General features: G+C 28.4%; 11 protein-coding genes. 7 read left to right on the top strand and 4 right to left on the bottom strand.

Features of this window, described 5'->3' with window-relative positions:
- Positions 1-27: 27 nt before the first annotated feature.
- On the bottom strand, positions 28-438 hold the full coding sequence (locus tag SFBM_RS05410) for a hypothetical protein (RefSeq protein WP_014017999.1): 411 nt from the start codon (positions 436-438) through the stop codon (positions 28-30).
- A gap of 116 nt (positions 439-554) precedes the next feature.
- On the opposite strand from SFBM_RS05410, the gene SFBM_RS05405 reads away from it, so the two are divergent.
- Together SFBM_RS05405 and SFBM_RS05400 are read left to right on the top strand one after the other, a co-directional pair.
- On the top strand, positions 555-1,103 hold the full coding sequence (locus SFBM_RS05405; protein ID WP_005805746.1) for a YdcF family protein: 549 nt from the start codon (positions 555-557) through the stop codon (positions 1,101-1,103).
- 76 nt (positions 1,104-1,179) lie between these two features.
- Positions 1,180-1,836, top strand: a complete 657-nt coding sequence (locus SFBM_RS05400; protein ID WP_007440167.1) for a DsbA family oxidoreductase — start codon at positions 1,180-1,182, stop codon at positions 1,834-1,836.
- A 29-nt stretch (positions 1,837-1,865) separates the two neighbouring features.
- On the opposite strand, the gene SFBM_RS05395 is transcribed toward SFBM_RS05400, so the two are convergent.
- The 3 genes from SFBM_RS05395 to SFBM_RS05385 all read right to left on the bottom strand — a co-directional run bounded on the left by SFBM_RS05395 (position 1,866) and on the right by SFBM_RS05385 (position 4,190).
- On the bottom strand, positions 1,866-2,660 hold the full coding sequence (locus SFBM_RS05395) for a hypothetical protein (protein WP_005805749.1): 795 nt from the start codon (positions 2,658-2,660) through the stop codon (positions 1,866-1,868).
- A 27-nt stretch (positions 2,661-2,687) separates the two neighbouring features.
- Positions 2,688-3,266 carry a hypothetical protein gene (locus SFBM_RS05390; RefSeq protein WP_005805751.1) on the bottom strand — a complete coding sequence of 193 codons (579 nt, stop codon included), beginning with the start codon at positions 3,264-3,266 and terminating at the stop codon, positions 2,688-2,690.
- A gap of 126 nt (positions 3,267-3,392) precedes the next feature.
- Entirely contained in the window at positions 3,393-4,190 is a 798-nt protein-coding gene (locus tag SFBM_RS05385; RefSeq protein WP_014017998.1) for a hypothetical protein, read from the bottom strand.
- 376 nt (positions 4,191-4,566) lie between these two features.
- Between SFBM_RS05385 and SFBM_RS05380 the strand changes: the two genes are divergently transcribed.
- The 5 genes from SFBM_RS05380 to SFBM_RS05360 all read left to right on the top strand — a co-directional run bounded on the left by SFBM_RS05380 (position 4,567) and on the right by SFBM_RS05360 (position 12,807).
- Positions 4,567-5,523 (top strand): D-2-hydroxyacid dehydrogenase, encoded by a 957-nt coding sequence (locus SFBM_RS05380; protein ID WP_007440166.1) that lies wholly within the window; start codon positions 4,567-4,569, stop codon positions 5,521-5,523.
- Positions 5,524-5,727: 204 nt separating this feature from the next.
- Positions 5,728-7,761, top strand: a complete 2,034-nt coding sequence (locus tag SFBM_RS05375) for a DUF4214 domain-containing protein (protein WP_014017997.1) — start codon at positions 5,728-5,730, stop codon at positions 7,759-7,761.
- 141 nt (positions 7,762-7,902) lie between these two features.
- Positions 7,903-9,603 carry a DUF4214 domain-containing protein gene (locus tag SFBM_RS05370; RefSeq protein ID WP_014017996.1) on the top strand — a complete coding sequence of 567 codons (1,701 nt, stop codon included), beginning with the start codon at positions 7,903-7,905 and terminating at the stop codon, positions 9,601-9,603.
- A gap of 145 nt (positions 9,604-9,748) precedes the next feature.
- A complete protein-coding gene (locus SFBM_RS05365; protein ID WP_014017995.1) occupies positions 9,749-11,098 on the top strand; it encodes a DUF4214 domain-containing protein in 1,350 nt (449 codons plus the stop codon).
- 101 nt (positions 11,099-11,199) lie between these two features.
- Entirely contained in the window at positions 11,200-12,807 is a 1,608-nt protein-coding gene (locus SFBM_RS05360) for a DUF4214 domain-containing protein (protein WP_005805765.1), read from the top strand.
- Positions 12,808-12,819: the final 12 nt, after the last annotated feature.

Here is a 12,819-nt window from a genome sequence, read left to right as displayed (position 1 = left end):
TTACTTATTATATGGAGTAAGGGAATTTTATTTTTTGGATTTTAGGAGGGTATTAGTTAGTTTTAAAAAGTTTTGATTATTTTCAATCTTTATTTTATTTGCATTGGTTTTTTTAAGTTTAGTTTTTTGGGATTTTGTATGATTTAGAGATTTTTTGAACTTGTTTATTGCGCCGTGATTCGTATTTAGATCTATTAGATTATAGATGTATTGATTGAATTTTTTAACAATTTTGTTTATTGATTTTTCTGTTATGTCGTAAACTAAACTATTTTGAAATCTTATAGCAGGAAGACTGCTTAGTTTGTACCTTTTTAAAATATCTGGTTCATTTTCAATATTTGTTTGTAAGAAATCAATATCTTTACTTTTTAATAAGTCTATATACTTTTTTGAAGAATCATCTGATTTATCTAGATAAATTTGTATTAATGACATAATGTTCTCCTTAATATATCAAAAAATTTATTATATCTATAGTTTTTAAATAAATGATAAAAATTATTCTTAAATTTTCCAAAAATAGATATTGAAATTTAAGAGGTGGGTTCAGCATGGTTGTACTTATAATATTTTTAATTTTGATGTTAGTATTTTTTTGTTTGGTTTTGAAAATTAATATGATTAATTCTAATAAGTTTTGTGATTACGTTATAGTTCTTGGTGCTAGAATTTTGGATGAAAACACTCCATGTAAGACATTAGAATGCCGTCTTATGCTTGCTATTGAATATTTAAATAAATTTTCTGAATCAAAGGTTATAGTTACAGGTGGACAAGGTGTGGATGAAGTTGTATCTGAAGCGAGTGTAATGAAAAAATATTTGGTTGAGCATGGTATTAATTCAGATAGAATTTTAGTTGAAGATAAATCTACGAGTACTTTTGAAAATTTAAATAATTCAAAAAAATTTATAAAAGATACAGAAGAGATTATGATTATTTCGAGTAGATATCATTTATTTAGAGCTAAGATGCTCGCTTTTAGAGTTGGATTTAAAAAAGTTAATTTAATAGGAAGTAAAAATCGAAGTAGATTTTGGAAAGTAGATATTTTAAGGGAAATTTTTGCAATAGCAAAGTCTTTTTTTATAGATTGGTAGCTATTAAGTGAATATAAATTTTATTTAAACAAATAATAAGCCTATAAATTCGCACTGATTTGTAGGAGGATTAATATTGATTAATGTAAAGTTGTTTTATGATTTTATTTGCCCATTTAGTTATGTTTGTAAAGCAATGTTTGATAAATTAGAGAAAGAATATCCAATAAACGTTGAATATTATGCTAAAGAATTACATGTTGATATTTCAGAAAATGGTATTGAGACTTCTGAATTGTTAGGAGCATTGCCTAATTATTCTTCTATTTTGAAAATATTGGGCAATATAGGGATACAATACGGTATTAAAATTAATGATGTTAAAATTAAATACAATACTAAAACGGCATTAATACTTTCAAAGTTTGCGAAAAAATACAACAAAGAGTCTGAGTATATAAATATTATTTATAAAATGATGTTTGAAAGTCTTGATAATATAAGTGATCTTGATAAAATACAGCAAGTATTTGAAAACCTTGGCATACCAACAAATCTCACAGATGAAGAATTGAAAAAGTGTTATGTTGAATATTCAAATGATGCATCTCATGCTATAGATGTTGGTCTTACAGGAGTTCCTTTTGTTATAATTAATAATGATATAAAAATACATGGATTAAGAGAAGAGAAGATATATGTTCAAAAAATTATTAGCTGTTTAGATGAAGTGAATGAATTAAATGATTTATCAAGGAAACGTTTTGATCTTAATGCAGTAAGTGCAAAATAAAAGTGTCTGTAAAAAATTTTACAGACACTTTAACTTTTTGGTCTTGATTGAAGTTTTAATTTTAGTTCGCTTAACATGTTATCTTGAGGAGTTGTAGGTTTAAGTGTAGGTTTAGATGTTTCAGTTTTCTTAAGTCCACTATCTAGTTTATTTGAAAGTTGATTCTTTAAGCTCCCACCTGTGAATGAAGTACTAGTGTTAGTACTCATTGGTGGTAGAGGAGGAGCATCTGGAACAACTGATGGTGTTGTTGTAGTGTTTGTTAGTTGTGGTGATGAAGTTTGCTGAGATGTTCCTTGACCTTGAGTAGGTGGTGGTGGAGGAGTTTTAGGAAGTTTGCTAAGGTCTAGACTGCTACTCTTAAATTGTGACGAACTACCTAGAAGTCCACTAAGTTTGTTTTGTTTGCTAGAATCTAATTTATTGACAGATACGCTTTCAGATTTTTTAAATCCAACTTTATTATTATTGTTAATGCCTAAAAGACTATTTAAGTTACTAGCAAAATTTGTGTTAAGATCTAATTTTCCGACTGACTGGTTACGCTTTATTGTGCATGTTGTTTTAGTTTGGTTGTTAGTGTTATTAAATATTGATACTCTATTTGATATTAAATTTTTGTTAGCCATTTTAACACCGGATGGTTTAGGAGCTACCGTTGGTTTAGTAAGGGCTGTTTTATTAATCATTGATGCCATATTCTTGACAGAATTTGTAGCTGGTCTTAATATTGCGTTTGATTGTTGAGATTTGATTAGCGTTGTAACAGCTGGTATTCCTACGATTAATGCAGCTAATAATATTTTACTTCTGTTACTCTTCATTATCTTCACCCCTTTTTAACCACTATACTAATCTATTTCTTCGTATATAGGATCGTTAGCTAAGCTTGAAGATTTCACAGATGGTGGTTGAGGTGCTTTACCTTTATTTGGATTATAAGCAGGTCTTTTCTTTAATCCAGTGGAATTAGTATTAGTATTATTTCTTAGAGTGAGAACATTTTCATAAATGTGGTTATCAGTAGGTTTTTCATATGGAGATTCACCTACACTTGCATATGTTTGATCATTTCGTGGAGGTACTGTAGGGGGTTTATTTGAGGTATCAGTGTTTTTAACTATTGTAAGTTTGTTAGTTTTTATTATTTCTCCAAGTTTATCTAAGCTTTTAGCAAGTTGTGGATCTGTTTTGTGAATATTTTCAAGAGTCTTTTTAGGAGATGTTTGTATATGTTTTTTAACAGTACTTCCAACTTTTATTGGAGTAATTTTTGGAGTTTGAAGTTTAACAGTTGGGTTTGTTGTTCTAGTAGGTAATTTCAGCATATTTATTTTAAATGCATTGGCATCTTTTTGTGAGCTAAATAGAGTAATAATTGGAACAATTAGGGCACTCCCTGCCAATAAAGATTTTAACTTTTTATTCATAATTTAAAACCTCGCATATCCTTAAAAATTTAACGAATTTTAGATTTATGAATATTATCGTTTTGAATCTAAAAAAATTTACAAAAAAAGAAGTGACACCTTAAAGCGATATCACTTCTATTAAAATTAAAATTTAGTGTTTAGAGTTCTAGGTGCTGGTGTAGGTTTAGTATTTTCAGAATTTAATGAGGTAGTTCTTGGAGGAGGTGTTGGTTTTTCAGGTTTTTTCGCAACTGGTGGTGGTGTCTTTTTAGTTGTAGTAGTGTTAGAAGATGATAAGTCTGTAGTATTTTCAGGGTTATGAACCTGAGCTTTTACATTAATTTTGGAAGATGAACTAGGTAATTTAGTTACATCAGAATAAATTTCATTTTTAGCAGAATCATGTCCAGTATATCCTGAATTTTGATATAGTGGTTCTTGAGTATCAATTGTGTTTTTACTATTGTTTTTTGATACAGGATTTGAAGTAGCATATGGTGATTCGCTACTAGTACTACTAAAACTTGATAGACTACTTCTACCACTCGTGCTATTTGTAGGCTTTTTTACACTAGTATATATTACTGCTGTGTCATCTTTGGGGGTAGGAAGAATAGAATTTTTAGGAAGATTGCTAGTAGGTCCACCAGATATTTTAAGTGAGGCATATACTACTTCTTGTTGGCTTTCTCCTTTAGGTTTTGTAATTACAGCATTGCCTCTTCTTCCAGAACAGCTAGTCATGTCATTCCAAAGACCTCTTACAGCTCCTTCAAATCTACCAAAAGCACCTCTTACTCCACCTGAAATTCTATTTCCAACACCTCTAGCTCCAGAAAATAAAGATGATATACCTGCAGCTTTTGCAGCTTGAGCAGATGATGCTATGCAAGCTGTTGATAATATGATTGCAGAACAAATTATTTTTGTACGTTTCTTCATAATAATCAATCTCCTTAATTATTGAATTTTTAATTAATCAAACAAATTAGTGTTTAATATTTTAATATAAAGTTTACATAATTAATTTAATGTTAATATTAATATAAATCAAAATTCTATATTAATCAAGGCTTACTCACTTGATTTGTAGTTTTTTAAAATTATCGTAAGCACTGGAATAATATTTAACTTTATGGAAATTAATTAAAAAATTTTTTCCACTTCTTTGTAAAGTTTATATTATTTGGGACGATATATAGGTTTGTGGACAGAGTTTCCAAGATACTATACCTTCAGTTCATAAATAAATTTGAACAGTATTGATTTATGTGTTACTATCATAAAGAATTTAAATTTGAATGGGGTTATAGATCTAATGAAAAAAGTTGTTGTTTTAGATGCACATTCGGTTAATCCTGGAGAATTTGATTGGAATATATTCCTAGATTGTGTCGATGAAGTTGAAAGGTATGACAGAACAAGTGAAGATGAAATTTTTGAGAGAATCAAAGATGCAACTTATGTTTTTACTTGCAAAGTGCCTTTGAGAAGTGAGCTTCTTGAGAAGTGTAGCAATCTTAAATATATTGGATCGATGGCAACAGGAGTTAATCATATAGACGTTGAATTTTGTTCTAGAAATAATATAGTGGTTACAAACGTTCCAAATTATTCTACCAATGCAGTATCTGAGTTAGTATTTGCATATATGTTTGAATATTTCAGAAAAGTTTCTTTACACAATAGGCGAGTTCATAGCGGTGAATGGGTAAAGTCAAAAGATTTTTGCTTTTATGATAGAAGAGTATCTGAGATTGCTGGAAAGACACTTGGAATTTTTGGATATGGGAATATTGGAAGAAAAGTATCAGAGATAGCAATAGTATTTGGAATGAAGGTATTAGTCCATACAACTACAAAAAGAGAAGATACAGATAATATAAAATTTGTATCAAAAGAAGAGTTATTTAAGAATAGTGACATAATATCTTTACATTGCCCATTGACAAATGATACAAGACATATTATAAACAAAGAAACACTTTCAATAATGAAGGATGGAGTAATTATTATTAATACCGCAAGAGGACAGCTTATAAGCGAACAGGATCTAAAGGATTCTCTTCAGAGTGGTAAAGTAGGAATTGCTTTTCTAGATGTCGTTGAAGTTGAGCCAATGTTTGAAAGCAATGTATTGTTAGGAGTTCAGAATTGTGTGATTACACCACATTATGGATGGTGTCCATTTGAGGCAAGAGAGAGGTTGTTCAATCAATTGAAGATCAATTTACAAGAGTTTTTGAATGGAAATATAATAAATGGAGTTAGTTAGAAATTGTGAGGGATCACTTAAGTGGTCTCTCATTTTTTTTGAATAAATTTACAATAAAATTAAAAAAATATTGCAAAATATTACAAAATTTAATAAAATTGTAAAAAAGATGACAAAAAAGATTTAGCATCAATATTAAAAAATATTATGAACAATTTTTGAGAATAGTCAATTAAGCTTAAGAAAAATAAGGAGAAATTTAAAATGTTAAGAAAGAAGTTAGCTAAATTTTTATTAAGTATAGCGATAGTTGGAGTTAGTTCAGGATCAGTGTTAGGTTATCAGCAAGCTTTAGCAAGTCAAGTTACTCCAGAAATTCAAGTTTCTGCTACTATGGAAGGTGAATTTGAAATTGTTGAAGATAAATTAGCAATGATGCCTATAAAAACTGTTGCAGATGAATTAGGACAAGCTGTAGAAGATGAAAGACTTAAATCAAGCAGAACAACAGTTGATATAACTGATCAAACTGGTGGTACAGGAACTACTCAAACACCTATTGATCAATTAAAAGCAGCTTTACAAAATACGAATGTTACAACAATTAATATTGATATAACTATGGATATAAATTTAGATGCAGCTATAATTGCTGAGTTATCCAAAAGATTAGCAGCTGGCTCATTAACTATAAACTTTAAAAATGGTTCATTCTTAATGAAAACAGCTGGACTTAAGTTAGATGGAGCTAGTAAACTTACAATAACAAGAGATGCTGCCAATACTAAACCAGTTATACAATATGGTGATAATGTTACTATATCAGGTATTACATTTGTAGATTCGGCTACTACACTGAAAGATCCTTTTATTGCTAAGTTACAAAATACAGTTGGAAAGATTGTTGATGTACAAAATAATACTGTAACAGGTGTTTTAGTAGATAAAGAACCTACATCTAATACTGATGTTAAAGGAAATATATTTACTGCTGGATCTAAGTTGTATGCAGATCAAGTAGCTATAACTATGACTATAACTAGTGGTAGTATTGGATCTAAATATGTAGATGCTGTATTTGGAATTGATCAGGCTGGATTAACAACTGGTTTGGGTATCAAAGATATTAAATTGAGTATTAAAAATGGTAATACAGATGTAGAAACTGTTAATAATGATGCGCTACCTGAAGGTACTAACCAATTAACTTACACTTTTGAGACAGGGTTGAATCCAAATACACTATATACAGTGGCTGCAACTGCGGAAGTTACTTTGGATGGTAATACATATCAAGGTATAACTAGTACGAATACAACAGATTTCAAGACATTAGGTGAGTTGGCTTTAGAAATTTCAAATATAACATCTAATTCAGCTACTATAACATTAAAAGGATCATATGTAGTAAATACACCTGGTGGGTTAACTTTAGGATTAAGTAGTACAGCTACTGGAGCAGCTATTCCTAAACCTATAACACAAACTTCAAGTGAGTTTAAATTAACAGGTCTTTCTTCGAATACAGAATATACTTACTCAATATTTGATGGAAGAACCCTTATACTTACTGGAACATTTAGAACATTACCAGTATCGGGATCAGGATCAACAATAACTGGAGGAACTTCAAGTTCATCAAGTTCAACTAGCTATGAAATTAAAACAACAGACATAAATAAAGCAACTATAAAAGATGTTACAGCATCTATACCTGTTTCAACTACTAATTTAGCTAATAGTATGAGAGATGGTAAAAATTTCTCAACTAATGTTGAAGGTGTTACTGTAAAATATTCAAATGGTAATGTAGAATTAGTTGGATTAGTTCCTGAGAAACAATACAAAAACTTTATTATATCTTATACTGATAAAAATGGAACTAGTAGAAAAGTTACAGTTGCAACATTTACAACTAAAGTTTCTGAAACTAAATTAAGACAATTTATAGTTGATGTTTATAAATACTCTTTAAATAGACAAGCTGATGAAAGAGGATTCGCTTATTGGGAACTTCAATTATCAAGGAAGACTACATCTCCTGAGAAATTCGTTGGAAACTTATTATCAGAAAAAGAGTTTATAAACTTAAATACAACTACTACTGCAAAAATTGAAGCTCTATATCAAGTTATCGTTAATAGAAAATCTGATGCTACAGGATTAAAATATTGGACAGACAAGTTTGATGCTTTACAGAAGAACGGTTATTCTGATTCTTCAGCTTTAGGATATATAGTTAATGAAATGGTTAATGAATCAGAATTTCAGGCTAGAGTAAAAGCTTTAGGTCTTTAATTAAATTGAAAGCTTGCCTTTAATGGTAGGCTTTTAATTATTTGAAAAAATTATTTTAAAAAGGGTTGCAAGTGTGTTATATAATTGTTAGAATTTCATCAAAACAAACATTAAATGAATTGTATTCTAAGGAGAAAAATTATGTGTAAAAAATTATGTACATTGCTTTTATCACTTTCTTTTTTCGTATCTGGAGCGATAACAGCTTCCGCTATGGATACTCAAAGTGTAAAAGAAAGCAATATAACAAGTAGAGTATTTGGAACAATTGGTATTCTAGACCCAGATTATGAAGATTTAATCATAGGAGGTATAGAAGATTCTGTATCTGGAAGCGTGACTTCGTATGTTTCAGATATAACAGTTAACTCAGCTATTGTGGATATATATACAAATTCAACTGGTGTGTTTACGTTGAATTTATATAGAGATTATGATGATACTTTAGTTTATAAGCGTAATGAAACTTCAAGAGGTTCAAGAGAGTTTAGCTTAACAGGTCTTACTCAAGACACAGATTATTATTATGAAGTAGTTAATGCTTCTGGACAAGTTGTATCCACAGGAACATTTACAACGTTATTTTCATCAATATCATCAGGAGGATCAAGTTCAAATTCAAGCGTATATGCAGATGTTACAAATAGAACAGATAACTCAGCTATCGTGCGTATATATACAAATTCTTATGAAGATTTTACGCTAGATTTGTATAGAAATTATGATAATACTAGAGTTTATAGCTACCTTGAAACTTCAAGAGGTTCAAGAGAGTTTAGATTGACAAATCTTGCTCAAAATACAGATTATCATTATGAAATATTTAATGAACGAAACCAAGTTGTATATAGGGGGACGTTTAGGACGTTATCTTCATCAACATCGTCTGGAGGATCAAATTCAAGTATATATGCCGAAATTAAAAACAGAACAACTGATTCAGCTATTGTAGATGTGTATAATACAAACATCAATCATACCTTATCATTAGATTTATATAGAGATTCTAATAACAAAAATTTTGTTGCTAATTTCAGCGAAACTTCAAGAGGTTCAAGACAATTTAGGTTGACAAATCTTGTTCCAGGTACAGATTATTTCTATGAAATAATTAACCAATCAGATAATAGAAGGATAATATATAGAGGAACATTTAGAACATTAGCTTCATCATCAAATAACACAACGACAATTAGTTATGAAATAACTACAAATGACGTAAATAAAGCTGCTGTAAAAGATGTTACAGTATCTATTCCAGTTTCAAATACTAGTTTAGCTAACAGCATGAATGAAGGTAGAAATTTTTCAACTAACGTTGAAGGTGTTACTGTGACATATAAAAGTGGTAATGTAGAATTTGTAGGATTAGTTCCTGAAAAACAATATAAAGATTTAACTATATCTTATACTGATAAAAATGGAACTAGCAGAAAAGTCACAGTTGCAATATTTACAACTAAAGCTTCTGAAACTAAATTAAGACAATTTATGGTTGATGTTTATAAGTATTCTTTAAATAGACAAGCTGATGAAAAAGGATTTGCTTATTGGGAAACTCAATTATCAAGGAGAAGTACATTACCTGAGAAATTTGTTGCAAACTTGTTGTCTGAAAGAGAATTCTTAAACTTAAATACAACAACTAATGCAAAAATTGAAGCTTTATATAAAGTAATTGTTAATAGAAATTCTGACGCCGTAGGTTTAAAATATTGGACAGATAAATTAGATACTTTACAAAAGAACGGTTATTCTGATTCTTCAGCTTTAGGATCTATAGTTACTGAAATGGTTAATGAATCAGAATTCCAACGTAGAATTAGAGAATTAGGTATTTAATTTAATCGGAAGCTTGCCTTTAATAGGTAAGCTTTTTATATTTTTTAAAAAATTATTAAAAAAAATAGTTGCAAATTCATTACATAATTGTTAAAATATTATTAAGATAAAGATTTAAATGAATTGTACTCTAAGGAGAAAGTTTATGTGTAAAAAATTATCTATGTTACTTTCATCACTTCCTATCTTCGTGTGCGGAACGGTTGCAACTTCTGTAAATGCATCACAAACAATGCTTGTTCAAAATGTAAATATGGTAAGCCATAGAAATTCAATTTCATTTAGAGGAAACGTTGATCCAAAATTCAGTAATGGAGATTTACGTGTTGTGGCTTTGGATGAAAACAACAATAAAGTTTATGAGAGCGAGAAGTTAGTTTTAAATAGGAGAGGACAATTTAATACAGAAATTAAAAACTTAGAGCAATCAACTAATTATCGTGTTTATGTTTCATATTCATACGGTGAAGGTGATTCTAAGAATGTAATATTTTCTCCATCAATTAATGCGAGTACTCTTAGAATTAAAACGCAAGTTGAGTTCGAAGGTACCAATAATGTAAAAATTAAAATTGTAGAAAACAATTTACCAGATGAATATTATCCTCTTTATTTAGTTTTGAAACTTAATGGACAAGTATTTAAGAGTGCCGAATTACCTAAGAAAGACAATTTAATTTTAAATCTTACAGGATTAAGAGAAAATTTAAATTATACTTATGAGATCGTAACTAAAGGTGAAAATATTGAGAAAGTTGTAGATAATGGTATGTTTAAAACATTTCAATCTGATAAAAATGAAAATCAAGGATCAATGAATTCAGAAATTTTATATTATACATTGACAAATGATGATATAAATAAGTCTAATATTGAAGATACTAAAATTGATTTATTTTTAAATGATATTATTCAAAATTTTGCTATAGGAGTTAAAGAGTTCAAAAGCAATATAGAAGGATTGGATATAAAATTTGTGAATGGTAAATTAACTATTAATAATTTGATTCCGTCAAAACATTATTCTGACTTAAAAATATATTTTGATTCAAAACGTGGAAATAGAATTGTATTAAATATTGCACCATTTAAAACTCTTCAAGAAACAAGTGATATAAATGATTTTGTTAAGAGTGTTTATTTTAATGCTTTTAATAGAAATCCAGATGAAAAAGGATTTAGATTTTGGGTTGATAGTTTATCTAATGAACAAGTTAGTTTTGAAAACTTTGTGAGAAACTTGTTATCTGAAGAAGAATTTTTAACATTAAGACCAACAACTGAGTCGAAGATTGAGGGACTTTATAAGGTTATCGTTAATAGAGAATCCGATGATGAGGGGTTAAGATATTGGATTGGTAAATATGATATGCTTATATCTAAAGGATGTTCTAAGGAATTTGCTTTGGGTGTTGTTGTTGAAACTATGATTAATGAAAATGAATTTAGAAATATAGTAAATGGTTTAAAAAGATCATTAAAGAAAATTGCTTAATTAGGTATTTTTTTCAAATAAGTATTGATTTATTTGTAAATTTGTATTAGAAGATTAACGATAAATTAAGTATATATATATAAGGAGGTTATCAATGTTGAATGTTTTTAAGGGAAATTAGATATATATTTGTAGTTTTTTGTTTAATTTTCATATCCACTTTTGTTTTATTTGAAAAAAATGTTTTAGCAATTAATTCTTATAATGCAAAAACTGTAAGTTTCAGGAATTATGTTGAGAGTTGCATTGATTACTCCTTTACTTCTCATGAAATTAACTCATCAAAAATTACAGATTCATCTATAAGAATAACTTCAGAACATTTGAACAAAGAGTTTTTGAATGCGGCAGATTGCATAATTAATAATAAAAATTATAAAGTTGAATATGATAACGGGGATATAGTAGTATCTAATCTCATACCAGATTTTTTTTATGATTCAGTATTCATTGAAGCTTTTCGTGGGAAAGATAGATATGTGATTGAGATTAAAAATTTTAAGACAACTAAGTCTAATGATCCGTTGAAGCAATTTATATCAAAAAGATTGCAATATACTCTTAGATCATCAGTTAAATATATTGATTATCATATTTGGGAACATAAAATTTTGATGAGGGAAATTACTCCAGAAGAATTTATTTTAGACATACTTCAGGATCCATATGTTTTATATAATGTGAATTCAATAGATGAGACTATAGGTAGAATATTTTCAGCTGTATTTGCTCAATATATAACAGCGGAAGAATTGGAGCATTGGAAAAGTATACATTATCAATATAAAACTAATTATTATTTGAAAGATAATGATGCGTATATGCGTATTGTTAAAAATATGATGGATACAGAAGATTTTAGGACGATATTAAGTGATCTTAAAATGGATGAGAGAGAAATTCCAGAAGTTACAACTTATATGGAATTTTCTGATAATAAAATGGATTTTAGGTATGGGAACCAACATGAAGATTTTTATGTTATGGATTATTATGAACTTAATAGAAGTAAGGGTAGTACTGATTCTGTAGAATTATTTTTGAGTGATGAATTTAAAAATTATCCGAATTCCTATACTAAATTTTATATTTCTATTGATAATGCGGAAGTGGTCTATAAAAATGGAAAATTTTATATTGAAAATCTTGAACCATCAACAATTTATGAAGATGTAGTTATAAAATATACGCTCAATGGAAAAACGAAGACGATTTTTATAGATAAGATTAAGACTAGGAAGACTATATATTATTTGGGTTCTTATAATGTTGTGAATTTGAAATATATGATGCTTGATGACCTAAATTATTCTATGGATGAGTTTATTAAGATTTATTATAAAGAAAGATTTAATATAGATGTTTTGGAAGATGAGCTCGATGATCTTAAAATTTTATTTGTTTCTAATAAACATAAGTTTTCAAATTTTAAATCTTATATTGAAAGTCAAGGAGACAATGTTGAAACTACTTGGGTAATAAATAATATATATGATGTTATTTTTGACAGGTACCCAGATGATTCTGGAATTGAGTTTTGGTCTTCTGAATTTGATAATCTAAAAGGGATTTTAGGTGCTAAGGAGAGTATCAAAAAAATATTTATTGATATATCTAACAGTGATGAATTTTACAGTAGATTTAATGAGCAGGTAATGATTGAGCTTATAAAGGAAAATAATATAAATAAAAGGCCACTAGTTAACTAGTAGCCTTTTATA

This window comes from Candidatus Arthromitus sp. SFB-mouse-Japan (assembly GCF_000270205.1).
In the GTDB taxonomy this organism is placed as follows: Bacteria; Bacillota; Clostridia; order Clostridiales; family Clostridiaceae; genus Dwaynesavagella.
This window is presented reverse-complemented; position numbering and strand designations above follow the sequence as displayed.

Excerpts from the sequence above, each read along its gene's own strand:
- SFBM_RS05410 (WP_014017999.1), bottom strand. The coding sequence starts at position 438 with ATGTCATTAATACAAATTTATCTAGATAAATCAGATGATTCTTCAAAA.
- SFBM_RS05405 (WP_005805746.1), top strand. The coding sequence starts at position 555 with ATGGTTGTACTTATAATATTTTTAATTTTGATGTTAGTATTTTTTTGT.
- SFBM_RS05395 (WP_005805749.1), bottom strand. The coding sequence starts at position 2,660 with ATGAAGAGTAACAGAAGTAAAATATTATTAGCTGCATTAATCGTAGGA.
- SFBM_RS05390 (WP_005805751.1), bottom strand. The coding sequence starts at position 3,266 with ATGAATAAAAAGTTAAAATCTTTATTGGCAGGGAGTGCCCTAATTGTT.
- SFBM_RS05385 (WP_014017998.1), bottom strand. The coding sequence starts at position 4,190 with ATGAAGAAACGTACAAAAATAATTTGTTCTGCAATCATATTATCAACA.
- SFBM_RS05380 (WP_007440166.1), top strand. The coding sequence starts at position 4,567 with ATGAAAAAAGTTGTTGTTTTAGATGCACATTCGGTTAATCCTGGAGAA.
- SFBM_RS05375 (WP_014017997.1), top strand. The coding sequence starts at position 5,728 with ATGTTAAGAAAGAAGTTAGCTAAATTTTTATTAAGTATAGCGATAGTT.
- SFBM_RS05370 (WP_014017996.1), top strand. The coding sequence starts at position 7,903 with ATGTGTAAAAAATTATGTACATTGCTTTTATCACTTTCTTTTTTCGTA.
- SFBM_RS05365 (WP_014017995.1), top strand. The coding sequence starts at position 9,749 with ATGTGTAAAAAATTATCTATGTTACTTTCATCACTTCCTATCTTCGTG.
- SFBM_RS05360 (WP_005805765.1), top strand. The coding sequence starts at position 11,200 with ATGTTTTTAAGGGAAATTAGATATATATTTGTAGTTTTTTGTTTAATT.